Origin of the sequence: uncultured Clostridium sp., assembly GCF_910588715.1 — a bacterium.
Lineage (GTDB): Bacteria > Bacillota > Clostridia > Clostridiales > Clostridiaceae > Clostridium.
Genome location: NZ_CAJURG010000001.1, coordinates 526,519 through 550,896, shown reverse-complemented (window position 1 = coordinate 550,896; position 24,378 = coordinate 526,519). Strand labels below are relative to the sequence as shown.

Annotated in this window: 24 protein-coding genes, 1 pseudogene and 1 CRISPR repeat array; of the genes and pseudogenes, 20 read left to right on the top strand and 5 right to left on the bottom strand. The window is 28.6% G+C overall.

Annotation, left to right across the window (positions count from 1 at the left end; translation table 11 throughout):
• Positions 1-64: 64 nt before the first annotated feature.
• Positions 65-388, top strand: a complete 324-nt coding sequence (cas2, locus tag QZ321_RS02750; protein ID WP_291741372.1) for a CRISPR-associated endonuclease Cas2 — start codon at positions 65-67, stop codon at positions 386-388.
• 51 nt (positions 389-439) lie between these two features.
• Positions 440-805: a CRISPR direct-repeat array (repeat unit 36 nt; unit sequence ATTATAGCATATCGAGAATTTAATAGGAACTATAAC).
• A gap of 196 nt (positions 806-1,001) precedes the next feature.
• Here the strand turns inward: cas2 and QZ321_RS02745 are convergent.
• On the bottom strand, positions 1,002-1,703 hold the full coding sequence (locus tag QZ321_RS02745; protein ID WP_291741370.1) for an LrgB family protein: 702 nt from the start codon (positions 1,701-1,703) through the stop codon (positions 1,002-1,004).
• A 4-nt stretch (positions 1,704-1,707) separates the two neighbouring features.
• Positions 1,708-2,097, bottom strand: a complete 390-nt coding sequence (locus tag QZ321_RS02740) for a CidA/LrgA family protein (protein WP_291741368.1) — start codon at positions 2,095-2,097, stop codon at positions 1,708-1,710.
• A 308-nt stretch (positions 2,098-2,405) separates the two neighbouring features.
• On the opposite strand from QZ321_RS02740, the gene QZ321_RS02735 reads away from it, so the two are divergent.
• The 12 genes from QZ321_RS02735 to QZ321_RS02680 all read left to right on the top strand — a co-directional run bounded on the left by QZ321_RS02735 (position 2,406) and on the right by QZ321_RS02680 (position 14,501).
• Positions 2,406-3,428 (top strand): ABC transporter substrate-binding protein, encoded by a 1,023-nt coding sequence (locus tag QZ321_RS02735; protein WP_291746326.1) that lies wholly within the window; start codon positions 2,406-2,408, stop codon positions 3,426-3,428.
• 42 nt (positions 3,429-3,470) lie between these two features.
• The gene (locus QZ321_RS02730; protein WP_290459398.1) at positions 3,471-4,238 is read left to right on the top strand and encodes an ABC transporter ATP-binding protein; all 768 of its coding nucleotides are present in this window, start codon (positions 3,471-3,473) and stop codon (positions 4,236-4,238) included.
• On the top strand, positions 4,231-5,025 hold the full coding sequence (locus QZ321_RS02725) for an ABC transporter permease (protein ID WP_290459435.1): 795 nt from the start codon (positions 4,231-4,233) through the stop codon (positions 5,023-5,025). Before QZ321_RS02730 ends, QZ321_RS02725 begins: the two co-directional genes overlap by 8 nt.
• A 172-nt stretch (positions 5,026-5,197) precedes the next feature.
• Entirely contained in the window at positions 5,198-6,838 is a 1,641-nt protein-coding gene (locus QZ321_RS02720; protein ID WP_291746324.1) for a tetratricopeptide repeat protein, read from the top strand.
• A 234-nt stretch (positions 6,839-7,072) separates the two neighbouring features.
• On the top strand, positions 7,073-8,173 hold the full coding sequence (locus QZ321_RS02715; protein WP_290459396.1) for a 6-phosphofructokinase: 1,101 nt from the start codon (positions 7,073-7,075) through the stop codon (positions 8,171-8,173).
• Positions 8,174-8,394: 221 nt separating this feature from the next.
• The gene (locus tag QZ321_RS02710) at positions 8,395-9,174 is read left to right on the top strand and encodes a serine hydrolase (RefSeq protein ID WP_291746322.1); all 780 of its coding nucleotides are present in this window, start codon (positions 8,395-8,397) and stop codon (positions 9,172-9,174) included.
• A gap of 191 nt (positions 9,175-9,365) precedes the next feature.
• On the top strand, positions 9,366-10,286 hold the full coding sequence (pyrB, locus tag QZ321_RS02705; RefSeq protein WP_290459394.1) for an aspartate carbamoyltransferase: 921 nt from the start codon (positions 9,366-9,368) through the stop codon (positions 10,284-10,286).
• Positions 10,287-10,718, top strand: a complete 432-nt coding sequence (locus tag QZ321_RS02700; protein ID WP_290459393.1) for an aspartate carbamoyltransferase regulatory subunit — start codon at positions 10,287-10,289, stop codon at positions 10,716-10,718.
• A 4-nt stretch (positions 10,719-10,722) separates the two neighbouring features.
• Positions 10,723-11,919, top strand: a complete 1,197-nt coding sequence (locus QZ321_RS02695; RefSeq protein WP_291746320.1) for a dihydroorotase — start codon at positions 10,723-10,725, stop codon at positions 11,917-11,919.
• A 42-nt stretch (positions 11,920-11,961) separates the two neighbouring features.
• Positions 11,962-12,834 (top strand): orotidine-5'-phosphate decarboxylase, encoded by an 873-nt coding sequence (gene pyrF, locus QZ321_RS02690; protein WP_291746318.1) that lies wholly within the window; start codon positions 11,962-11,964, stop codon positions 12,832-12,834.
• A 14-nt stretch (positions 12,835-12,848) separates the two neighbouring features.
• Complete coding sequence (locus tag QZ321_RS02685; protein ID WP_291746316.1) at positions 12,849-13,586, top strand: dihydroorotate dehydrogenase electron transfer subunit; 738 nt, start codon at positions 12,849-12,851, stop codon at positions 13,584-13,586.
• A gap of 18 nt (positions 13,587-13,604) precedes the next feature.
• Entirely contained in the window at positions 13,605-14,501 is an 897-nt protein-coding gene (locus QZ321_RS02680) for a dihydroorotate dehydrogenase (RefSeq protein WP_291746314.1), read from the top strand.
• 167 nt (positions 14,502-14,668) lie between these two features.
• On the opposite strand, the gene QZ321_RS02675 is transcribed toward QZ321_RS02680, so the two are convergent.
• A complete protein-coding gene (locus tag QZ321_RS02675; protein WP_291746311.1) occupies positions 14,669-16,093 on the bottom strand; it encodes an alanine/glycine:cation symporter family protein in 1,425 nt (474 codons plus the stop codon).
• A 300-nt stretch (positions 16,094-16,393) separates the two neighbouring features.
• Complete coding sequence (locus tag QZ321_RS02670; RefSeq protein ID WP_291746307.1) at positions 16,394-19,117, bottom strand: transglycosylase domain-containing protein; 2,724 nt, start codon at positions 19,115-19,117, stop codon at positions 16,394-16,396.
• Between the two features lie 91 nt (positions 19,118-19,208).
• Between QZ321_RS02670 and yunB the strand changes: the two genes are divergently transcribed.
• A complete protein-coding gene (gene yunB / locus QZ321_RS02665; RefSeq protein WP_291746305.1) occupies positions 19,209-19,889 on the top strand; it encodes a sporulation protein YunB in 681 nt (226 codons plus the stop codon).
• Between the two features lie 204 nt (positions 19,890-20,093).
• On the opposite strand, the pseudogene QZ321_RS02660 reads toward yunB, so the two are convergent.
• Positions 20,094-20,410: pseudogene (locus QZ321_RS02660) on the bottom strand (helix-turn-helix domain-containing protein).
• Between the two features lie 183 nt (positions 20,411-20,593).
• Between QZ321_RS02660 and QZ321_RS02655 the strand changes: the two are divergent.
• The 6 genes from QZ321_RS02655 to QZ321_RS02635 are packed head-to-tail and all read left to right on the top strand — an operon-like array spanning position 20,594 to position 24,355.
• On the top strand, positions 20,594-21,127 hold the full coding sequence (locus tag QZ321_RS02655) for a pyridoxamine 5'-phosphate oxidase family protein (protein ID WP_366512901.1): 534 nt from the start codon (positions 20,594-20,596) through the stop codon (positions 21,125-21,127).
• The gene (locus QZ321_RS12470) at positions 21,064-21,204 is read left to right on the top strand and encodes a 4Fe-4S binding protein (protein WP_366512900.1); all 141 of its coding nucleotides are present in this window, start codon (positions 21,064-21,066) and stop codon (positions 21,202-21,204) included. The genes QZ321_RS02655 and QZ321_RS12470 overlap by 64 nt, the downstream gene beginning before the upstream one ends.
• The gene (locus QZ321_RS02650; RefSeq protein ID WP_291746302.1) at positions 21,201-22,064 is read left to right on the top strand and encodes a nitroreductase family protein; all 864 of its coding nucleotides are present in this window, start codon (positions 21,201-21,203) and stop codon (positions 22,062-22,064) included. The genes QZ321_RS12470 and QZ321_RS02650 overlap by 4 nt, the downstream gene beginning before the upstream one ends.
• Before the next feature lie 3 nt (positions 22,065-22,067).
• The gene (locus QZ321_RS02645) at positions 22,068-22,703 is read left to right on the top strand and encodes an ABC transporter permease (protein ID WP_291746299.1); all 636 of its coding nucleotides are present in this window, start codon (positions 22,068-22,070) and stop codon (positions 22,701-22,703) included.
• A 19-nt stretch (positions 22,704-22,722) separates the two neighbouring features.
• Positions 22,723-23,616, top strand: a complete 894-nt coding sequence (locus tag QZ321_RS02640) for a glycine betaine ABC transporter substrate-binding protein (protein ID WP_291746296.1) — start codon at positions 22,723-22,725, stop codon at positions 23,614-23,616.
• A 10-nt stretch (positions 23,617-23,626) separates the two neighbouring features.
• A complete protein-coding gene (locus QZ321_RS02635; protein WP_291746294.1) occupies positions 23,627-24,355 on the top strand; it encodes an ABC transporter ATP-binding protein in 729 nt (242 codons plus the stop codon).
• Positions 24,356-24,378 lie beyond the last annotated feature (23 nt).

The window sequence follows — 24,378 nt, the reverse complement described above, 5'->3', positions numbered from 1 at the left end:
TGTAGTAAAAAGGATTTTAGATTATTAAAATTACCAAAAATAAAGAGTTTAGAATATCATTTTTATGAGTAGAAGATTTATGAGAATAATTGTATTTTTTGATTTACCAGTAGTTAAAAAAGAGGATAGAAAAGAGTATCAAAGTTTTAGACGTTTTTTATTAAATGATGGATATTTAATGATTCAATTTTCAGTATATTCTAGAATTTGTAATGGTGCTGATGGTGTTGAAAAACATATTAATAGATTAAAAGCTAATTTACCACCAAAAGGTTCAGTTAGATATTTTCAGTTGACAGAAAAGCAGTATAGTGAAATGAAATTTTTGGTAGGCTCTCCAAAAACGCAGGAAAAAAAGATAAATTCAAGCCAATTAAATGTTTTTTAATAAACTAAAAGTCCTTAAATCTTAGTGATTCTAAGGACTTTTAGACTTTCTATTATAGCATATCGAGAATTTAATAGGAACTATAACGTGATAGTATTAGGTATGCTTCTTTGGTTAATTATAGCATATCGAGAATTTAATAGGAACTATAACTCTTTCTATAGCTTTTTCATTGTCGCCTTCATTATAGCATATCGAGAATTTAATAGGAACTATAACAACCTTGCACGTTTTGCCTATCCCCTCACCATTATAGCATATCGAGAATTTAATAGGAACTATAACTCATTTTATCAAATTTATTTTCTTTAAAATATTATAGCATATCGAGAATTTAATAGGAACTATAACCCTTCTATAATACTTGTCCCTGTTAAACTTATTATAGCATATCTAGAATTTACTTAGAAAAGTATAATTTTATGAAATATACTGTTACATAGATTTATGAAAATTTTGATATTGTGAAAACTAGAAAACCTATTAAGTGGAGAATCAAAAGTTAAATAAAAAAATCCTTAATATGATTTAAGCAATTTTTATAAAGTAAATCTGCCTAATATTAAATTTAAAGTATTAGACAGATTTATTATCTTAAAATCACTATAATTATTTACATAAATATTGATAAAATTGAGTAACAAACAGGTGCTAAAAATACAGTTAATATTCCTGCAACCCCAATTGATAATGAGCTCATAGCCCCTTCAGTTTCACCAATTTCTAAAGCCTTGCTTGTTCCAACTGCATGAGAAGCTGTTCCTAAAGAAATACCTTTAGCAATTGGATGATTGATTCTTAAAACTTTAAAAACAGTAGGCCCAACTACAGCCCCCATTATTCCAGAAAGAACAATAGCTAAAACTGTTATTGATGAATTTCCACCCAAACTATTAGTTATTTCAATACCTATAGGTGTGGTAACACTTTTTGATAATAAAGAAGCAGTTAAACTATTATCTAATCCTAAGAAAAGTGAAATTGAAATAACTGATAACACACTAACTAAGCTTCCAACAAAAATTCCAGTAAATATAGGTAAAAAGTTTTCTTTAAGTAATGATAAATTTTTATATAAAGGAACAGCTAAAACAACTGTAGCTGGCCCAAGAAATACATTTATAAATTGTCCACCTTTATTATAAGTATCAAAATCAATATTAAATATTTTTAAAAATCCAATTACAAGTATTGTAGCTATTAGAAGTGGATTAAAAAGTGGAAATTTTGTTTTTTTATAAATAAATAAACCTATTTCAAAAGCAATTAAAGAAATGAATATTCCAAAGAACATATTATTTGTAAACACATCCATTTAATTAAGCCCCCTTTTTGTTAATTAAGTTTTTTTTGTTATCTTTAGGAGATTTTTTATTGCATATAAATTGAACTATAATTCCTGTAATACCAATAACAATTATAGTTGTTAATATACATAAAATTATTATTTTTAAAATGCTTCCCTTAAGAGATGCAAATGATGTCATAAGTCCAACAGCAGCTGGAATAAAGAAAAATGCTAAATGATCTAAAAAGAAATTAGCTAAATTTTCAACTTTTTCAACTTTTATTATGTTTGATGTTAACAAAACAAATAGTAAAACCATTCCTATTATACTTCCTGGAACAGGCAAGTTAAGTAATTTTGAAATTATTTCACCTGCAAAATAAATGCTAAGAAGTAAAATAGATTCTCTAAAAAATTTCATTTATAAATCAGTCCTTTCTTTTATCTTACAGTTTTTCATTATAAAATTTTAATAAATTATTTTTAAAACCTTATAAAAAGTTAAAACTTAAATTTAAAAAGTTATATACAAAATACTTTAACATTTAAAAAAAGAATAGTAAATACTTATAAGTACTTCATAATTTTAATTTATATTGCTTAATATCATTTAAGGAATAACTTTAAAAACTTCTATAAATCTTAACTATCATTAATTAACAAAAGATAATTACAAATCATAATATGAATTATAATAATATAATTAGTTTATCTAAAAAAGGAGTAAAGATGTGTAAGTTCTTTAAAAGATTTGCTACTGTTATAGCATTAGTAGTTATTGTGGGAATTTCCTTTGTTGGATGTCAAAAATCAACAGATAAAGGTAATAATAAGTTACAAACTGTTAGATTGAATGAAGTTGTTAGGTCTGTATTTTATGCACCTATGTATGTAGCAATTAGTGAAGGATTTTTTGAAGAAGAAGGTTTAAAAATTGATTTATCTACTGGACAAGGTGCAGATAAGACTATGCAACAATTATTAAGTAAAAATGCTGATATTGGTTTTTCAGGGCCAGAGCAAGTAGTTTATATCTATAATCAAGGAAGAGAAGATTATCCAGTAGTATTTGGACAACTTACTCAAAGAGATGGTTCATTTTTAGTAGGAAGAGAAGCAGAAGAAAATTTTAATTGGAGATCACTAAAAGGAAAAGAGCTTATTGGTGGAAGACCGGGTGGAATACCAGAAATGGCATTAGAATATGTTCTTAGAGAAAATGGATTAAACCCATTAACAGATGTTAATATGGTAACTAATATTGATTTTACTGCAACTTCAGGAGCATTTAAGTCAGGTACTGGTGATTATGTAGCATTATTTGAGCCTACAGCAACAATGCTTGAAAATGATGAAGGTGGAAGTATTGTAGCTTCTGTTGGAGAATCAGCAGGTAATATATCATATACATGTTTTTATACAACAAAATCTTACATGGATAAAAATCCAGAAGTAGTACAAAAATTTACAAATGCAATATATAAAGCTCAACAATGGGTTAAAGAACATACAAATGAAGAAGTTGCGAAATCAATATCTTCATATTTTCCTGGAACAGATGTAGATGTTATAGCCCAAGTTATTGATAATTATAAGAGTATAGATGCTTATTCAGAAAATCCAGTTGTAAGTGAAGAGGGATTAAATAGATTAATGGATATAATACAAGGTTATGATTCTACTTTAATAAAAACAAGACCAGATTTTGATATTATTGTAAATAATGATTTTGCAAATAAGGCTATGAAATAATTAACATTAAAAACTTTTAATTAACTAGAGGAGGTGTAAAAAATGAGTCTCTTAGAGATAAAAAATGTAAATATGAATTATCATAAGAAAGATGGAGTAACGGAAGCCTTAAAAAATATAAATTTTACTGTTAATAATGGAGAATTTATAAGTATAATTGGGCCATCAGGTTGTGGGAAATCTACTCTTTTAAATATAATTAGTGGGCTTTTAAAACCTTCTTCAGGAGAAGTTAAATATAATGATCCAGAAGTTAAAAATAATTTAGATAAAATGGGATATATGTTTCAAAAGGACTTTTTATTTCCATGGTTAACAGTAAGAGAAAATATAATGTTAGGACTAAAGATTAAAAAAATATATACTAAAGAAAACATAGAGTTTGCATGCGAATTATTAAGAGATTACGGATTAGAAAGGTTTGAGAAGCATAAACCAACTGAATTATCAGGGGGAATGAGGCAGAGGGTAGCACTTATAAGGACATTAGCATTAAAACCGGAGGTATTATTATTAGATGAACCTTTTTCAGCCTTAGATTATCAAAGTAGATTAATGGTTACAGATGATGTATATGAGATAATAAAAAAAGAAGGTAAAACTGCAATAATGGTTACTCATGATTTAGGTGAGGCTATAACAATGTCTAAAAGAGTATTAGTGCTTAGTGCTAGACCAGCAACAATTAAAGATGATGTAACAATTTCATTTGAAAAAGATTATTTAACTCCATTTGATAAGAGAAAAGAAAATGAATATAATGAGTACTTTAAAAAATTATGGGGGGAAATAGAGGATGCAAATGAATGAGGAACATGAATTATATTTAAAAAGTATAAAAAAAAGAAAAATTAAAATTACTATTCTTAGGATTTCTATATTAGTTATTTTTATTTCACTATGGGAAATAGCAGCACAACTTAAATGGATTGATCCATTTTTAACATCAAGCCCTAGTAGAATAGTTAAATCACTAGTTAAATTTATAGAAGGGGGAACATTAGCAAGACATATTTGGGTAACTTGCTATGAAACTATATTAGGATTTGTTTTAGGAACAATTCTTGGTGTTATAGTTGCTGTATTTCTGTGGTCATCAGAAACTGCATGTAAAGTATTAGATCCATATTTAGTAGTTTTAAATGCTCTTCCTAAGGTTGCACTTGCACCTATAATTATATTTTGGGTTGGAAATGGAACATCAGCTATTATAACTATTGCTTTACTGATTTCAATAGTTACAACCATAATAAGTGTTTTAACTGGATTTAAAGAGGTAGATAAGGGGAAAATATTATTAATGAAAACATTTGGTGCAAGTAAATGGCAAACATTAAGATATTTAATTTTTCCAGCATGTATTCCAGTTATAATTTCAGCTTTAAAGATAAATGTAGGATTATCATGGGTTGGAGTAATTATGGGAGAATTCTTAGTTGCTAGAGAAGGATTAGGTTTTTTAATTGTATATGGTGGACAAATTGCCCAATTAGATATGGTAATGATGAGTATAGTTATTTTATCAGTTATAGCTTTTATAATGTATGAAATAGTAGCAGTTGTTGAAAATAGATTAATAAAAAAAGAAGATTCATAAAATTAAAAAAGTAGAAAAGCTTATTTAGGAGTTAAAAATATATTTTTTAACTCCTATTTCTAAGTAAAATTCCAGAATATTTTTTGATTTTAATAAATATTTGAAAAATATTAAGGAATTTGGTAATATTATAGTGTATAATGAAAAATATTAAACCAATATGGAGGAATTTATGGAAAGAAAAAAGAACGACTCCTTAAAGGAAAATAAAGAAAATAAATATATAGGCTCTATAGTAACCTTAATATTATCTATAGCTTTTGCATTTGTAATACTAGTATCAATACAAGCTATAATGGGTGATAAAACAGTAACATTAAGCGATAATAAAGCTGAACAATATTATTATGATGGAAAGTTTGATGAATCTATTAATGAATATAAGTTAATGCAAAGTAAAGATGAGTGGCCAATATGGACTGTTAAAGAAGCAGAAGTTTATTCTGTAAAAGGTGATATAACTAAATCAGATAATTTACTAAGAGAAGCTATAGTAAAAAGAGATAAGTTAATAGCAGAAGATAGTGATAAGTATATAGAACAAGATAAAGAGTTAATAAATCAAGTTATATTTACTTTTTATATAAATAATGAATTAGAACAAGCAGAAAGTTTTGGAAAATATTATTTAGATTTATATAATACATATAAACCATTATTAAAAACTATGTTTGCAGTGTATTTAGGTAATGATGATAAAAAATTAGCAGAAGAAGTTGTTAATTTTTATTCAGTAGACACTAAAAGTGCATATGATTTAGCAATTTTAGCTAAAATGCAAATTATGTTAGGTAATTATGATGATGGTTTAGATAATTTAAAGAAATCTTATGAATTAGATAAAAATGAAATAAAGTCATTTGATGTTATAATGGAAACTTGTGAATTTGATAAAAATAATTTATTAAAAAAGGTTAAAAAATTATTAGAAGAAAATCCACAAGAAGAAGTTTATAAGATTTGGTTAAATGAAATTAATTCCTTATATGAATCTAATATGAATTTAATAAATATTTTAAATGATGAAGTTAATAGCACAATAGAAGTTGATAAGTTAGATGAAAAATCATATGTGTACAATTATGTAAAAGCTTTAGAACTTTACAATAATGGAGAATATGATAAGGCTTTAGAATATTGCAATAATGCTATTATAGATAATCCTTTATATTCTAATGTATATGGAATTTTAATTCCTGAAATATTAATTGCAAAAGGAAGCTTAGATAAGCTTGAAGGATATTTTAGAACAGCTCTATATAATGAGCCATTTAATTATAATTTAATTACGAGCATAGGAAAAATATATGAAAATGATTTGAAAAATTATGAAAAAGCTAAAGAAAGCTTTAACTTTGCATTATCTTTAAATAAAAATGAAGATGCAATATATTATGATTTAGCTTTTGTTAACTTAGCTATGAGAGATAATGATGAAGCTGTTGTAAACTTAAAAAAAGCAATATCTATAAATGAAGATAACTATAAATATTATAGAAGTCTAGGAACTGTATATTTTAATAATAAAGATTATGAGAAAGCAATTGAAAATATAAGAAAAGCATATTCATTAAATGAAAAAGATGCTTTAATTCTTAATAATGCTGCTTGTTACTATGTAATGGTAGATAAAGATATATGGAGAGGATATTCAAATATAGAGTCTGCATATAATGATATGCAAGATGATTTAGATCAAGAATCAAAGGAATTAATTACAAGTAACTATGAAGCAATTAAAAAAGTATATGATAAATATGTTAATGATGAAAATACAATTATTAATCTTGAAAACTTAAAGTTGTCATATTAATAAACACAAGTAAATAATATAGAAATATAAAAGGTAGATTTTTATAATCTACCTTTTATATTTATTAATTAAAAAGTGAATTGTTCAAAAAATGCTTTCCAGATATTTGAAATTATGATATTATAAATACAGGATAAATATTCAGAATTTTATGAATAAGAGTGTAGAAAGAAAAGGTTTAACTAAGAAAATTGCTGAAAATTATTAGATAATGGGGTAGGGAGGAATTTTCAAATGGAACAAAAAATTAAAAAAATAGCTTTATTAACAGGTGGTGGAGATTGTCCAGGCTTAAATGCAGTAATAAGAGCTGTAACAAGAACAGCAATCTTAAATTATGGGATTGAAGTAATTGGATATAAATTTGGATATAGAGGACTTTATAATAATGATTTTATTCCATTAACATTAGATACAGTATCAGGAATATTACATAGAGGAGGTACTATTCTTTATAGTTCAAATAAAGATAATTTGTTTGATTATTTCGTTGAAGAAAACGGGGAAATGGTAAAAAGAGATGTTTCTGATGTAGCTGTAGAAAATTTAAAAAAGGAAGGCGTTGATGTATTAGTAGTTATAGGAGGAGATGGTACATTAACATCTGCAAGGGATTTTGCAAGAAAAGGTGTTAAAGTAATAGGTGTTCCTAAAACTATTGATAATGATTTAGCATCAACAGATGTAACTTTTGGTTTTAATACTGCAATTGATGTTGTAACAGAGTCTTTAGATAGACTTCATACAACTGCAGAATCACACCATAGAATAATGTTATGTGAGGTAATGGGAAGAAATGCTGGATGGATAGCATTAGAAGCTGGAATTGCAGGTTCAGCAGATATTATACTTTTACCAGAAATTCCATATGATATTAATAAAATTGCTGAAAAGGTAAGAGAAAGAGAAGAGCAAGGTAAAAACTTTACAATTATAGTTGTATCAGAGGGAGCTAAACCTAAAGATGGTGAAGTTGTTGTAGCAAAAATTGTTGCAGATAGTCCAGATCCTATAAGATTAGGTGGAATAGGAAACAAGATAGCAAATGATTTAGAAAAGTTAATTAATGATCACGAAGTTAGATGTACAGTATTAGGTCATATACAAAGAGGGGGAAACACTTCAACGTATGATAGAATATTATCAACAAGATATGGTGTTGCAGCTGTTGAGCTTATGATGAATGGTAAGTTTGGAGAAATGGTTTGTTTAAAGGGTGACACTATAAGTAGTGATAGTTTAGAAAATGTAATTGGACAAAAGACTAAAAATGTTAATGTGGATGGTGAATTAGTTCAAGTTGCTAAGAAAATAGGTATTACTTTTGCTGAATAAGTAATAATATTTTTAAAATTTAAATATTATTAGTGGTAAGAGGAAATAATATAGAAGTGAGTTTAAATATAACTAATTTCTATATTTAAATCTTACCACTATTTTTATTTATGGATAATAATGTAATATTTAAAGGATAATACTTCAAAATATTCTGACAATATGATATAATTATATTAAAGTAAAAGAAATATTTGAGTAATTGGATTTAGGAGGGTATTATGAAAGAGATAAAGAAGTATTTAGAATCAAGAATTGGAAAGTACAGTTTCTTTTTTGAAGATTTAAAAAGCGGATATGTGTATGGATACAATGAAAATGTTTCTATGACAGCAGCGGGATGTATGAAGCTTCCAATAGCTGTTTCTCTAATAAAAGCAGTTGAAGATAAAAAAATTGATTTTATGGATAAAATAAAAATAGAAACTTCTGACAAGGTTTATGGAACAGGGATAATCCATGAATTTAATGAAAGAGAATACACAGTATTTGAGCTTATGGTAATTATGCTAATTCAAAGTGATAATACAGCTACTAATAAGATTATTGATATATTAGGAATGCAGCAAATAAATGAAGATATTATAGCTATGGGATTAAAAAATACTAGATTAAATAGAAAGACAAATGATGAAAGAACAGCTATAACAGATGTTGAAAACATAACAACAGCTTATGATTTATCAAAAATATGGAAGCACTTAGCAAATGGAACTTTTTTAAGTAAAGACAATGGGCAAATGCTTATAGATATTTTAAGAAGACAACAAATAAAAAATAAGTTAGCTTTATATATTCCTGATGATTTAAAAATTGAAATATCAAGTAAAACAGGAGATAAAAAGGGTGTTGAAAATGATACAGCATATTTAGAGCTTCCAAAAGGTAAATTTGCATTTACTGTTTTATCTCAAGATATACCTAATAGTGTATATGGAACAGTATCTTTAGCTAAATGTGGTAAGATGATGTGGGATGGTGTAATGAATAATTGGAACTAAAAATATATTGACAAATTTTTAATGAAATGTTATTCTAACACAAAGAACCTTTAAAGGAATCCGAGAGATTCATAAGGAAGTTGTAATAATACCCATATTATAAGATTACTATACCTTCCTTATATAATTTAAGGAAGGTTTTTTGTATTCTTTAAATTTAACACTGTGATGTTAAAAAGGAGTGACAATAGATGGAAAATAAACATTTAATAAGTCCTATGGACTTTTCAACCGAAGAGCTTAATGAAATATTTGATTTAGCAGAAAAAATTATTTCAAATCCTAAAAAATTTTCACATATCTGTGATGGACAAATCTTAGCTACACTTTTTTATGAGCCAAGCACAAGAACAAGATTTAGTTTTGAAGCTGCAATGATGAGACTAGGCGGTAAGATCTTAGGATTTTCAGAGCCAAACTCAACTTCAAGTGCAAAGGGCGAAACTTTAGCAGATACCATAAGAATGGTTTCTATATATTCAGACATAATTGCAATGAGACATCCTAAAGAAGGTTCAGCAAAGGTTGCAAGTATGTACTCGTCAGTACCAGTTATTAATGCAGGAGATGGAGGACATCAGCATCCAACTCAAACATTAACAGACCTATTAACTATAAAATCCCAAAAAGGAACTTTAGAAGGACATAAAATTGGTCTTTGTGGAGACTTAAAAAATGGACGTACAGTACAATCATTAATTGCTGCTATGTCTAGATATAAGGGAACAGAATTTATTCTTATATCTCCTAAGGAGCTTGTTGTACCACAATATATTAGGGAAGAAATATTAAAAAGAAAAAATATAAAATTTAAAGAAGTAGAAAATATAGAAGAAGTAATAGATGAATTAGACATTTTGTATATGACAAGAATACAAAAGGAAAGATTTTTTAATGAAGAAGAGTATTTAAGATTAAAAGATTCTTATATATTAGATAATGAAAAAATGAATAAGGCAAAGAAGGACATGATTGTTATGCATCCACTCCCTAGGGTAAATGAAATTGCAATAGAAGTAGACAATGACAGTAGAGCAGTTTACTTTAAGCAAGCTGAATATGGAATGTATGTAAGAATGGCTTTAATAGTTAAGTTACTGGGGGTAATGTAAATGCTACAAATAACTAGTATAAAAAACGGGTTTATGTTAGACCATATAAATGCTGGAATGGGAGTTAAGATATTTAGGTATTTAAACTTAGATAAGTTAGGACATCAAGTTGCATTAATAATAAATGCAGACAGTAAAAAGATGGGCAAAAAGGATATAATAAAAATTGAAAATATTGAAGAGATAAATTATACGGTACTAGGATTATTATCTCCAGGAATTACTATAAATGAAGTTAGAAATGAAAAAATAATTAGCAAGGTAAATCCTGAATTACCAAATAAAATTCAGGATATATTAATATGTGAAAACCCAAACTGTATAACTTTGCAAGAAAAGTATGTACCACATAGTTTCACATTAGTTGATAAAGAAAAGGGAAGCTATAAATGTGAATACTGTGAACAGATAGTAAATCTTAGTGAGGTGTAAACATATGAATTTATTAATAAAAAACGCCAATATAATAGATGCTTATGAAAGCTTTTATGGCGATATATTAATTATAGATGGAATAATAACTGAAATTGGAAAAGAAATAAATAAGGATAAAATAGATATAATTGATGCAAAAGGTTTAACTTTAATGCCTTCATTTATAGATACACATGCACATTTTAGAGATCCAGGTTTAACTCATAAAGAAGATATAGAAAGTGGATCAAAAGCAGCAGCTAAGGGGGGATATACTGGGGTTTGCCTTATGGGTAACACAAATCCTATATGTTCAACTAAAGAAGTTGTAAGTTATGTAAGAGACAAGGCTAAAAAAGTTGGATTAATAGATGTACATCAATGTGTTTCTATAACAGAAAACTTTGGTGGAAAATCTATAGAACATTTAAATGCTTTTGATGATGATAAATGTTTAGTTGCAATTACAGATGATGGTGTGGGAGTAATGGATTCTAGCATAATGATGAAGGCCATGGAGAAGGCTAAAAAAAATAATTGGATAGTTATGTCTCATGCAGAAGACAAAACATTTTCTAAAATTGATATGAGAATAGCAGAAGATTTAATGACTATAAGAGACTTATATTTAGCTAAGGTTACAAAAGCAAGACTTCATATGGCTCATGTAAGCACAATAGATTCTATTGAAGCAATAAGAAGAGCTAAAAAAGAGGGTGCTAATGTAACTTGTGAAGTAACACCGCATCATATTGCTTTAACTACTGAAGAAAGTAATTATAGAGTAAATCCTCCAATAAGAGAAAGGGATGATGTAGTTGCTATAATAGAGGGAATAAAAGATGGAACAGTAGATTGTATAGGAACAGATCATGCCCCACATACAGAAGAGGATAAATTAAATGGAGCACCAGGAATGGTGGGAATTGAAACTGCATTTAGTATTTGTTATACAGAACTTGTAAAGAAAAATGGTATTTCTATAAATAAGTTAAGTGAATTAATGTCAAAAAATCCAGCTAATATTTTAAGAATGAACAAAGGAACTATTACTATAGGTAAAGAAGGAGATTTAGTATTAGTTGACTTAGATAAAAAAGTAGTAATTGATAAAGAAAAATTTACTTCAAAAGGTAAAAATACTCCATTTAACGGAAAAAAATATTTTGGGGAAGTTTTGATGACTATAAAAGGTGGCAAAGTAATATATAAAAAATAAATGATAATTTTAAAGACTAAGATTTGAAAGGACGTAAGTTTTATGAAAAATTCAATTATTGATAAATTATATAAAAGAGTTGAAGAAAGAGGAGTAGTTTGCTTAGGCTTAGATACAGCAATTGAATATATACCAGAACATATTTTAGAAGGAAAGTCTATTGAAGAAGCAATATTTGAATATAATAAATCTATCATAGATGAAACTTTAGATGTTGTAGCTTGTTATAAAGTGCAAATTGCATATTATGAAGCTTTAGGATTAGCAGGACTTATCGCTTACAAAAAAACTTTAGATTATTTAAGAGAAAAAGATGCTATTATAATTGCTGATATAAAAAGAGGAGATATAATGGCAACTGCAACTCAATATGCTAAAGGTCATTTTACTGGTGATTTTGAAGTAGATTTTATAACTTTAAGTCCTTATATGGGAATGGATAGTATAGAACCATATATGCCTTATATGGAGAATGGAGATAAAGGTGTATTTGTACTTGTTAGAACTTCAAATCCTGGAGCTGAAGATATTGAAAATATAGATACTAAAGATGGTAGTAAGGTTTATAAAGTTGTAGGAGATAAACTTACTAAAATGGGTGAAAGTGTTAAAGGTGAATGTGGATATTCTGCAATAGGTGGAGTTATAGGATGTACTCATGTTAAAGAGGGTAAGGAAATAAGAGAAAGATATAAGAATATGTTTTTCTTAATACCGGGTTATGGAGCTCAAGGTGGAAAGGCTGAAGATGTAGCTTTATATTTAACAAATGGAAACGGTGGAGTAGTAAATTCGTCAAGAGCAATCCTTTTAGCTTATAAAAAAGAAAATAATCCAACAGAATTTGCTGCGTGTGCAAGAAGAGAAGCAATTAGGATGAGAGATGAAATAAGAAACGCAGTTAATAAGCTTTAGGAGGAAGAGGATTTATGAAGTACACACAAGGTAAAATACTATTAAATGAAGAAATTCAAGATGGAATATATAAAATGGTTGTAAAAGATAAAAATGAAGCTAAAGCAGGACAGTTTTATATGTTAAAGCTTAATGGAGCTACATTACTTCCAAGACCAATAAGCGTTTGTGAAACAAGTGGAGAAACACTAACTTTTGTATATGCAGTAGTTGGAACAGGAACTAAGGAGTTTTCTAGTTTAAAGATAGGAGATTCAATAAATTTAAATGGTCCTCTTGGAAATGGATTTAATGTAACTGATGATTTAGGAAAAGTTGCATTGGTAAGTGGGGGAATAGGAATAGCCCCAATGCTTGAAGTAGCTAAAAAATTAAGAGAAAATAGAAAAGATATTAAAATGGATCTTTATTCAGGATTTAGAGATGATATATATTTAATAGACGAAATAAAAGAATATGTTGATAATACATATGTTTCAACTAATAATGGAGCACATGGACATAAGGGATTTGTAACAGAAATTTTAGATTTAGATAAATATGATACAGTACTTTGTTGTGGACCAGAAGTAATGATGAAGAAAGTAATTGAAATGTGTAAAGAAAAACAAGTAAAAGTATATGTTTCAATGGAAAAGCATATGGCTTGTGGAGTAGGTGCTTGTCTTGTGTGTACTTGTAAAACTAAAGATGGAAATAAAAGAACTTGTAAAGATGGTCCAGTATTTGATGGATACTATGTAGAATTATAAACCAAAGGAGAAAGAAAAATGTTAAAAGTTAATATAAATGGATTAGATTTTAAAAACCCAGTAATAGCAGCATCAGGAACCTTTGGTTTTGGCTTAGAGTACAATAATTTTTATGATGTAGGAATCTTAGGTGGAATTTCATCTAAGGGGTTAACATTAAACGAAAAAGCTGGTAATGATGGAATAAGAGTATTTGAAACTCCATCAGGGATGATGAATTCAGTTGGTCTGCAAAACCCTGGAATAGATAGATTTATATCAGAAGAGATTCCAAAGATGAAGAAATTAGGCACTAATATTATTGCAAATGTTGGTGGAGGATGCATGGAAGATTATGAAATAGCATTAGAAAAACTTAGAGGAACTGATATAGATATGATAGAGCTTAATATATCTTGTCCTAATGTAAAATCAGGTGGAATGGCCTTTGGAATTAAATCAGAAGTAGCATATGATGTTGTTAAGAAGGCTAAAGCTATAGTAGATAAACCATTAATGGTTAAATTATCTCCAAATGCTGAGGATATTGTTGATATGGCTGTAAAATGCCAAGAAGCAGGAGCAGATTCATTATCACTTATTAATACATTAAAGGGCTTAGCAATAGATCCATATAAAAGAAAGGCAATATTTAACAATGTATATGCAGGTGTATCTGGGCCAGCTGTTAAGCCAATAGCTTTAAGAATGGTTCATGAAGTAGCTAAGGCAGTTGAAATACCTGTAATAGGTCTTGGGGGAATAACTACAGGAATAGATGCTGTAGAATTTATGATGGCAGGCGCTTCAGCAATTCAAATTGGAACTGTTAATTTCTTTAATCCTATGGCAGGTAAAGAAATAATTGAAGAAATGGAACATTTCTGCAAGTCACAAGGGATTAAAGATATTAATGAAATAGTAGGAATAATATAAAATAAAAGAGTTAATCATATTAAATTAAATATGATTAACTCTTTTATTTTATATTAATTATATTGATAATTATCTTCAAGTGTTATTTATTTATAATTTAGGAGGGGAAAATTAAGATAAATAAAAAAAGATTAACTAAAGTTATAACTTTAATTAATCTTTTTACATTATGCTATTTTTTCTTTTTCGTTATCTCTCCATTCTTCGACTTCATTACCAAGCTCAGGTATAGAAGAAGCGTAGAATACAGGATTTTTTCCAGCTTTCTTTTGAGATGTATAATCTTTTAAAGCTTTAATAGCAATTTTACTTAATAATGCTATAGCTATTAAATTTAATATGGCCATAAGTCCCATAAATACGTCAGCTATATTCCAAACTAAATCCATTGAAGCAATTGATCCAAATAAAACCATAGTAGCAACTAAAACTCTATATACGTATAAAATAGATTTTTTATTTGTAATAAATTGTATATTTGTTTCTCCATAATAATAATTACCAATTATAGAACTAAAAGCAAATAATAGTATACAAACTGATATAAATATTCCTCCCCAAGAACCAACTTGAGATACTAAAGCAGCTTGAGTAAGTTCTATACCTTTTAGAGAACCATCTAATGGTGCACCAGATAAAAGTATTATAAATGCTGTAGAAGTACATATTATTAATGTATCAGTAAAGACTCCTAGTGTTTGAATTAATCCTTGTTTTGCAGGATGAGAAACTGTTGCAGTTGCAGCAGCATTAGGAGCGGAACCCATACCAGCTTCGTTTGAAAATAAACCTCTCTTTATACCTTGTAATAGTGCAGCACCAATACCACCACCAACTACTTGTTTAAGTCCAAAAGCATTTTCAAATATAGTTTTTAATAATGTAGGAATTTGATTTAAATTCATAATTATTATAAATAAAGCAATAATTATATATGCTACAGCCATTACAGGAACAAGTATACTAGAAATTTTAGCAATTCTATTTACTCCACCAAATATAATTATTAATGTTAATACTGTTAGTATAACTCCAACTAAAAGTTTATTTGTATTAAATGTAGAGTAGAAAGCAGCTGTTATTGTGTTAGATTGTACAGAATTAAATGCAAATCCAAAACAGATTATTATAAGAACAGAAAAGGCTATTCCCATCCATTTTTTGTTTAGCCCCTTTTCCATGTAGTAAGCTGGACCACCTCTAAAGTTATCTCCATCTTTAACTTTATAAATTTGAGCTAGCGTAGATTCTATAAAAGCTGAGGCAGAACCTATTAATGCAATTAACCACATCCAGAAGACAGCACCAGGTCCTCCAATTGCTATAGCAGATGCAACTCCTGCTAAGTTACCAGTACCAACTCTTGATGCAGTACCAATACAAAATGCTTGAAATGATGAAACTTCTCCTTTAGATTTATCTTTTGAAGAAGTTCCTTCTCCAAGTAGTTTAAACATATCTTTAATGTTTACAAATTGAACAAATTTTGTTTTAAAAGTAAAATATAGTCCCAACACTATTAGCATTGCTATAAGAACATAAGTCCATATAAAATCATTAACTAATAGTATTTTTTCATTTAAAAATTCCATAATAATTTATCCCCCTTTTTATTTGTAATTTTATATTTTTATTATGTATTTTATTATAATATAACATAAAAATGGAAAGTGTGCAAGAGTTTTATTTAGTTTATTCATAAAATGATGTTTATACCATCAAAAAACGCTTTTAAATAAGATAAAATGAAATTTTTGATTCATACTTATTCATATAAAATTTACTGTGTATTTGAAGCTAAAAAATATTGATAAAAATTTAATTTCATAATAAAAAGCTGTATAACAATTGACTTTTAAAAATCAATGCTATACAGCTTTTTTATTGTTTTATTAATTGAATATATTATTTAATAAGTTATCTAAAATACTTCTTTGTTGATTATTATTTTCTTCGTCACCAGAATTATCTTCATTATTATTGTCATTATTATCATTAGAGTTTTCTGGTGGAGGATTATCTCCAATACTTTCATCAGGTGTATTAGTCGTAGTTTTTACAGTTAATTTAACTGTATCTCCATCTTTAATTTCTGATGTAAATGAAGTTAATGTATATTGACCAGGATTAATAGCACCAGAGACTGATAAGCCTTTAAATGAGTATTTAATGCCTCTGTTATTTAATATAACAATTGCATCATATAAATCCATATTTTCTCTTAATCCTATTTCAGCTAATTTTATCTTTTCTTCAGGTTTAGTATCATCACTACTTGTAGGTACCACAAATGGATAATCAGCAGCATTAGGATCAGGATTTGCTTTTTTAATAAATACTTTATCAGCAAGAAGCCTTTTTGGTGTATTTTTATTTGCTAATTTATTATTAGACTTATTAACAGAAAGCTTCACATGAACATCACAAACTGATTTAGGTTCTGTTCCTTCAATAAAGTATTCTGTTTTAACTCTACTTCCTCTTTGGTCTTTATAACATAAATCACTAGGGGATTTACCAGAGTCTTCACAAACTTTTACTTGAACAAGCCCAGATGGAGCTTCTATATCAGTATAACTTAATCCAGAATGTACAACATTCATTATTTTTCCATATAATGAAGAAGCACTACCACTATTACCGTACATTTTTTGTGGTATATCATATCCAATCCAAACAGAGCCAGAATAATAAGGTGTAGCTCCTGCAAACCAGAAACTATCAGAATCATCAGTTGTACCTGTTTTACCAGCTACAGGTATATCATTAAATTGAGCTTTACTTGATGAACCTTTAAGCATATCATAAAGTATATATGATGTTTGAGGTGAGAATAGAGTAGTTTCCTTAGGTTTTTTTTCTAATAAAACATTTCCACTAGCATCCTCAACCTTTGTATAAAGGCAAGGTTCATATATTATACCATTATTTACTAAGGCACCATATGCAGAAGCTAAGATTGTAGTATTTCCACCATCACGATTGCCTTGAGGTTGATCAAATTGTCCAAGAGATAAAGCTGACATAGTGCGAGATTCTGGAGCATATTTTAATCCAGCTCTTTCACCGTATTCAATTGCTGTATCTAATCCCAGCATATCAACAACCTTTATAGATGTTAGATTTTTAGAATAAGTTAAAGCTTCTCTTGTATTTATGAATCCTGACATTGAATAATCTGCATTTTTAGGATTAACGCTTCCAAAATTATATTTTTTTAATATTTCAGATGAAACAGAAGAATCATCTAAAGGCGTTCCAGGTGTTATAAGTTTAGTATCTAGTGCAGGACCATATACTGTTAAAGGTTTAGTTGTAGACCCAATTGATTTTAAATCAAAATAGGCTCTATTAAGTGAAGCAGGAGGTTGATTTCCACGTCCACCAATAAGAACTTTTACTTGACCTGTTTTAGGGTCTATTACTGTTGCAGAAGCTTGAAGCTTAGGAACATCATAACTATCTTTAGGATCAGAAGAAGTATTATCAACTTGCAAATTAGTTCTTTCGTTTAATATTTCTTGAACAGAATTTTGCATTTTAGTATTTAATGTTGTATATATTTTTAAACCACCATTAACTAATAATTTATTTACTTCTTCATCAGTATACTTGTACTTTTCTTTTAAATCATCTTTTACCTGATCTAAAGCTGGGTATACAAACCATTCTTGATTTACTCCATAATTAGTATCAAGTTTAGAAAAGTTAAAGTCATTTGCCTCAGCTTTTGCATATGCTTCGTCAAATTCTTCTTGAGTAATATATCCAAGCTCTAACATTTTGCTTAATACAACTTGAGTTCTTCTAATATATCCATTTGGATAATTTGATGCACTTGTATTATAAGCACTATATGTTGTAGGAGCTTGAGTAATTCCAGCAATATAAGCACATTCAAGCAATGTTAAATCTTTAGCGTTTTTAGCAAAGAAATATCTAGAAGCAGCTTCAACACCGTAAATATATCCACTAAGAGGTATAGTATTTAAATAAGATGTAATTATTTCTTCTTTACTTAATTTTCTATCTAGTTGAACAGCTAAAGCTATTTCTTTAATCTTTCTATTAATTCTATCAAGTGGAGTTGTTTCTGAAGAAGCTTCAGTAGCTAATATAGTATTTTTAATTAATTGTTGTGTTATAGTAGATGCACCATGGATACCATTTTTCTTTCCTAATATAACCATAGCATCTCTTGCAGCAGCACCTAAAATTCTTTTAATATCAATACCACCATGAGACATAAAACGTTCATCTTCAATAGATATATAAGCATTAATTAAATTTTGAGGAATTTCCTCATGAGAAATAACATATCTTATTTCTGTAGAGGGTAAGTCATCTATAAATTCACCTTGGTCATCAAATAACATAGAAGGTTGATTTAAATTATAAATAGCATTTACATCTAATGGTGGAGTTGTTCTAATAACAGCAACGATATAACCAACTCCAACAACACCTATTAATAATCCTATTATTAAAATTGTAAGGAAAAAGTATTTAAAAAATTTTTTAATATTTGATTGCTTTGTATTAGTTTTTTTCTTGATATTTTTTGATTTTTTTACTTTTTCTTTAGGACCTTTTGATTTGTTAGAACCTTTATCCATTTGTTCCTCCTTTTATTTTATTTATATAATATTCTATACAATTATAGCATATTAATTATAATAGTAAAATAATAACTATTAAGGTGAATGTATGAGATATTATACAAAGCGACCTAAACAACGAAAAAATATTAATTTTAAACAATTTAAATTATCTTCAAATTTTTTGATAATACTTTTTATAATTATTGTGTTTAACTTTATGATATACGTTTTTGGAAAAAGAATACTTCCCACTGTACTTGAAGTTGGGGAGACTAAAATAAAAGCTGAAGCAATAAAAATTATTAATGAAGAGAGTGTTAATGTTTATTCAGAAAATTTTAAGTATGATGATATAATTAATATAGAGAAAGATTCTGATGGTAATATAACAATGATAAGAGCTGATACAGTAAAGCAAAATTACTTAGCATCTCAAGTAGTTTTAAAGTGTGATAAAAGACTTTCAGAGCTTGAAGATTTAGGAATTAAAATTCCGTTAGGATATTTAACGAACAATGTTATGTTTTATAATATGGGACCTAAAATAACTGTTAAGATGCAACAAGTAGGTAATATAACAACTTCTTATGAGTCAGAATTTGAAAGTGCTGGAATAAATCAAACTAGACATAGAATATATTTGAATTTAAAGGCAACTATGAAAGTTATCGTACCTTTTAATAGTAAGGAAGTTGATGTAGTTTGCCAAATACCTGTTTCAGATACTATTATAGTTGGAAAAATTCCTGAAACATCTATAAATATGAGTAGAAGTAATTACAAATAAAAAGTGGTATTTACCACTTTTTATTTAAAAAGAATAGAGATTTTACATAATTATAAATGCAAGAATACAAACTTTATAATTAAGAAAGGTAACTTAAACTATATTTTTGTATATAAAAATATAGTTTGTATAAAAAAGTATTGAAACACGAGAATATTAAAAGTAATTTTTGTATGTCGGTTTTTAGATTATTGATTGTTTACTCTATATATTTTGTCTTTTCTTATATTCAGTTCCCCATACTTCCATTGATTTAATAATCGGGCTAATTCTGATAAAGCATATTCTACTCTTGGTGGAACTTCTGCATAAACAGTTCTTGTTATAATTCCATCTGATTCCATAGAACGAAGACTATCGGTTAGTACCTTTTGACTTATTCCTTTTAAGGATTTATGCAATTCGTTAAAACGATGCGGTCTTTGTAAAAGATTTCTCATTATAAGGAGCTTCCATTTACCACCGATAAGCCCAACAGTAGTCGCAACTGGGCAATCAGGGAGCTCATTTTTTGTTAGCATAAATATACCCCCACAATATTTAAATGTAACATTTATTTTGTTAAATTATACATTATATTGGTTTAGGAATCAAGTTATTTTCCAATAGTTACAAAAAGTAACTATATAATAAAAAAGTGCGTACTTGCATGAGTAAAGAAACGATTGTAAAATGTTGCCATTGAATGAGAGGAGGTACAGATTATGAATGTTCAAAAATGTTTGAATATATTGTGTGAAATTAAAGATGTATCATTTGCTACTGTTGATAAAAACGGATTACCTCAAAACCGTATTATTGATGTTATGTTTGTTGAAAATGAAAAACTCTACTTTTGCACGGCAAGGGGAAAAGATTTTTACAACCAGTTATGTGATTCACCATATGTGGCAATAACTGCTATGACAAAATCATATCAAATGATACGATTAAATGGAAAAGTTGAAAAATTGACGGAGCAAAAAAAGTGGATTGACCGCATATTTGAAGAAAATATGTCTATGAATGATGTCTATCCGAGATCAAGTCGATATATTTTAGAACCATTTATGATACAGGAAGGTCAGCTTGAATTTTTTGATTTAAGCACATCACCTATATTTAGAGAAAGCTTTTGTATTGGGAATAGCAAAATCAATGAACAAGGATTTAAAATAATTGATTTATGTATTGGTTGGGAAGATGTAAAAAATATTGTCCTCAAAAATGTATTAAAAGTGGTAAACCCTATGAAATAAAACAAAATAATTGTTTGCACTGCGGATTATGTTTTGAAACTTGTCCTGTTAATGCAATCAAGAGGAGAAGTTCATGAATAAGGCGAATTTTAAGGTTAATATTGAAAAATGTATAGGCTGCGGAAAATGTGTAAAAGTTTGTCCAGGAGATATTATTTCTATTAATAAATTGCGCAAGGCTACAATTTCTAACTTTACGGAATTTGGATGGAATGGGTGCTGGCAGTGTGAGCATTGTCTTGCAGTCTGTCCTGTCGGCGCAATTTCTATATTTGGATATCTTCCTGAAAACAGTTTGCCTGTTCCTAAATATGAAGATACAATACCTATTATAAATTCACTGGTTGCAAACAGACATTCGTGTAGAAGATATAAAAATAAAAATGTTGATAGCTCTATTATAAGTGATATGCTTGATTGTATCGCCAATGCCCCTAATGGTGGTAATAAACAGCAGGTAGAATTTACTATTATTGATGATAAAAAACAAATGGGGATATTTCGTCAGCTTGTATATTTTAAAATGGAATCATTATCCCAAAATGGTATCTATCCTAAAGGTTTTGATAAAAAGTCTTTTGAAGATATGAAACGTTGGGAGAATACAGTTCGTCCAGACATGTTATTTTGCGGAGCACCTCATATTCTAATTCCTCATGCGCCACTTGGGCAAGGAGAACCGATACAAGATGTAATAATTGCGGGAACATATTTTGAGCTATTATGCGCTTCACGTGGACTTGGTGCAGTAATGCTTACTTTTCCATTGGCGGTATTAGAGCAAATGCCTAAAATAAAAGAAAAACTTAGAATACCTGAAAATCACTATGTTGGTATGATAATTGGATTCGGTTATCCTGAAATTCAATATGTAAGAGGTGTACAGAAAAAAATGCAAAGCAGTAGAATACATCGTTTAGTCTTTAAAGAGGAGTAAAATATGATAAATGAAATGTGGACAGTCTTTATAAATAAAAAGGAGTTATTTTTAAAATTACTCATAGAGCATATACAAATTTCGTTAATGGCTATTGGTATAGCCTTAATAATAGGACTTTTAACGGGAATTTTGATAAGTGAATTTAAAAAAATTTCTAAAATAGTGATGTGTGTTATTAACTTTATATACACTATTCCGTCAATATCTATGTTAGGATTTTTAATACCACTTTCGGGTATAGGCGACACAACAGCAATAATAGCACTTACGATTTACGCTTTGCTACCTATGGTTAGAAATACCCACACGGGATTGACTAATGTAAATCCTATGCTTATAGAGGCAGCTACAGGAATGGGAAGTACAAGGATTCAGACGCTTGTTAAAATCAAATTGCCACTTGCGATGCCGATAATAATTGCGGGATTAAGAAATATGGCAGTAATGACTATTGCACTTGCTGGTATAGCGTCATTTATAGGAGCTGGCGGATTAGGTGTTGCGATTTATCGTGGAATTACAACGAATAATAAGGGTATGACATTAGCTGGAAGCCTTCTTATTGCAATACTTGCGATTATTGTAGATTTTATTATAGGAGTTTTAGAAAGACAAACTCAAAAACACAAAGTATAAGAAAATGGAGGAATTTATGATGAAAAATACAAAAAGAATTTTAGGTATTATTTTAGCTTCGGTTATGGTAATAACTTTATTTTCAGGCTGTGGAAAAAATGACACTACTATAAATATGGCAACAAAACCAATGACAGAACAGTTTATTCTTGCTTATATGATAAAAAATTTTATTGAACAGAACACAGATTTGACAGTTAATGTAACAGAGGGTGTAGGTGGAGGAACATCTAATATTCAGCCTGCTATGGAAAGGGGCGAATTTGATTTTTATCCTGAATATACTGGGACAGGCTGGAATGCTGTGCTTAAAGAGGAAAGCTTGTATAATGATAATATGTTTAGTGAACTTCAAGCAGGATATGATAAAATAAATATGACTTGGACTGGGATTCTTGGTTTTAACAATACTTATGGAATTGTGGTTACAAAAGAAGCTGCAGAAAAATATAATTTAAAAACATACTCAGACCTTGCTGCAGTGGCATCAGAATTAACATTTGGAGCAGAATATGACTTTTTCGAACGTGAGGACGGGTATGATGCATTTTGTAATACTTACGGATTTAATTTCAAAGATACAATGGATTTAGATATTGGTCTGAAATACGATGCAATAAATCAAAAGAAGATTGATGTAATGAATATTTTTACAACAGATGGACAACTTTCTGTTTCAGATGTTGTTATTCTAGAGGATGATAAGAGGCTTTATCCGTCATATGTATGTGGTTTTGTTGTTCGTAATGAGGTATTGGAAGCACATCCTGAAATTCAAAATATATTTGATAAAATGAAAAATATGATAAGTGATTTGGAAATGGCTGATATGAATTATCAGGTAGAATCAGAGGGAAAAGAACCGGAGGACGTAGCGCTTGCATTTTTAAAGAAAAAGGGATTATTAAAGTAGGAGAATGTTTATGGACGCAATCAAATATAAAAGTGTTTATATGTCATATGGTAACAAGAATATTATAGAGAACTTCGATCTTGAAATAAAGCGAGGTGAATTTATTACAATTATAGGTTCTTCGGGCTGTGGAAAAACTACTGTATTAAAAATGGTAAATGGGCTTGTTAATCCGACAAGCGGTGATATAATAGTAAATGGAAAAAATACAAAAGAGGTTAATTTAACAACGCTTCGCCGCAATATCGGCTATGCAATTCAAGGCAACGTGCTTTTTCCACATATGACAGTTGAAAAAAATATTGCATATGTTCCTAATTTATTAAATAAATCAGATAAAAAATGTACAGAACAAATAGTTTCAAAGTGGTTGAAAATCGTTGGGCTAGATAATTCTTTAAGAAGTCGTTATCCTTCTGAACTTTCGGGAGGTCAGCAGCAACGTGTAGGCATAGCACGTGCTTTGGCGGCTTCCCCTGACATATTACTTATGGATGAGCCCTTCGGAGCTGTAGATGAAATCACTCGTAGTTCGCTTCAAGATGAAATAATGCGTATTCATAGGGAAACAGATATTACAGTTATGTTTGTTACTCACGATATAAGCGAAGCGTTAAAGCTCGGTACAAAGGTTTTGGTTATGGATGATGGTAAAATTCAACAGTATGATACTCCTAATTTAATTAGGGAAAAACCTGCTAATGAATTTGTAACTGCTTTGTTATCTCGTTTGCCATGATAATTTCTGAAAGGAAAATATAA

What these genes read in the sequence shown, in the direction of transcription:
- QZ321_RS02635 (WP_291746294.1), top strand. Translation starts at nt 23,627, where the DNA reads ATGGACGCAATCAAATATAAAAGTGTTTATATGTCATATGGTAACAAG.
- QZ321_RS02695 (WP_291746320.1), top strand. Translation starts at nt 10,723, where the DNA reads ATGAATTTATTAATAAAAAACGCCAATATAATAGATGCTTATGAAAGC.
- QZ321_RS02700 (WP_290459393.1), top strand. Translation starts at nt 10,287, where the DNA reads ATGCTACAAATAACTAGTATAAAAAACGGGTTTATGTTAGACCATATA.
- QZ321_RS02740 (WP_291741368.1), bottom strand. Translation starts at nt 2,097, where the DNA reads ATGAAATTTTTTAGAGAATCTATTTTACTTCTTAGCATTTATTTTGCA.
- QZ321_RS02670 (WP_291746307.1), bottom strand. Translation starts at nt 19,117, where the DNA reads ATGGATAAAGGTTCTAACAAATCAAAAGGTCCTAAAGAAAAAGTAAAA.
- QZ321_RS02710 (WP_291746322.1), top strand. Translation starts at nt 8,395, where the DNA reads ATGAAAGAGATAAAGAAGTATTTAGAATCAAGAATTGGAAAGTACAGT.
- QZ321_RS02735 (WP_291746326.1), top strand. Translation starts at nt 2,406, where the DNA reads ATGTGTAAGTTCTTTAAAAGATTTGCTACTGTTATAGCATTAGTAGTT.
- QZ321_RS02680 (WP_291746314.1), top strand. Translation starts at nt 13,605, where the DNA reads ATGTTAAAAGTTAATATAAATGGATTAGATTTTAAAAACCCAGTAATA.
- QZ321_RS02685 (WP_291746316.1), top strand. Translation starts at nt 12,849, where the DNA reads ATGAAGTACACACAAGGTAAAATACTATTAAATGAAGAAATTCAAGAT.
- QZ321_RS02655 (WP_366512901.1), top strand. Translation starts at nt 20,594, where the DNA reads ATGAATGTTCAAAAATGTTTGAATATATTGTGTGAAATTAAAGATGTA.
- QZ321_RS02650 (WP_291746302.1), top strand. Translation starts at nt 21,201, where the DNA reads ATGAATAAGGCGAATTTTAAGGTTAATATTGAAAAATGTATAGGCTGC.
- QZ321_RS02725 (WP_290459435.1), top strand. Translation starts at nt 4,231, where the DNA reads ATGAATGAGGAACATGAATTATATTTAAAAAGTATAAAAAAAAGAAAA.
- QZ321_RS02745 (WP_291741370.1), bottom strand. Translation starts at nt 1,703, where the DNA reads ATGGATGTGTTTACAAATAATATGTTCTTTGGAATATTCATTTCTTTA.
- QZ321_RS02675 (WP_291746311.1), bottom strand. Translation starts at nt 16,093, where the DNA reads ATGGAATTTTTAAATGAAAAAATACTATTAGTTAATGATTTTATATGG.
- QZ321_RS02720 (WP_291746324.1), top strand. Translation starts at nt 5,198, where the DNA reads ATGGAAAGAAAAAAGAACGACTCCTTAAAGGAAAATAAAGAAAATAAA.
- pyrB (WP_290459394.1), top strand. Translation starts at nt 9,366, where the DNA reads ATGGAAAATAAACATTTAATAAGTCCTATGGACTTTTCAACCGAAGAG.
- QZ321_RS02730 (WP_290459398.1), top strand. Translation starts at nt 3,471, where the DNA reads ATGAGTCTCTTAGAGATAAAAAATGTAAATATGAATTATCATAAGAAA.
- QZ321_RS02645 (WP_291746299.1), top strand. Translation starts at nt 22,068, where the DNA reads ATGATAAATGAAATGTGGACAGTCTTTATAAATAAAAAGGAGTTATTT.
- QZ321_RS02640 (WP_291746296.1), top strand. Translation starts at nt 22,723, where the DNA reads ATGAAAAATACAAAAAGAATTTTAGGTATTATTTTAGCTTCGGTTATG.
- cas2 (WP_291741372.1), top strand. Translation starts at nt 65, where the DNA reads ATGAGTAGAAGATTTATGAGAATAATTGTATTTTTTGATTTACCAGTA.
- pyrF (WP_291746318.1), top strand. Translation starts at nt 11,962, where the DNA reads ATGAAAAATTCAATTATTGATAAATTATATAAAAGAGTTGAAGAAAGA.
- QZ321_RS02715 (WP_290459396.1), top strand. Translation starts at nt 7,073, where the DNA reads ATGGAACAAAAAATTAAAAAAATAGCTTTATTAACAGGTGGTGGAGAT.
- yunB (WP_291746305.1), top strand. Translation starts at nt 19,209, where the DNA reads ATGAGATATTATACAAAGCGACCTAAACAACGAAAAAATATTAATTTT.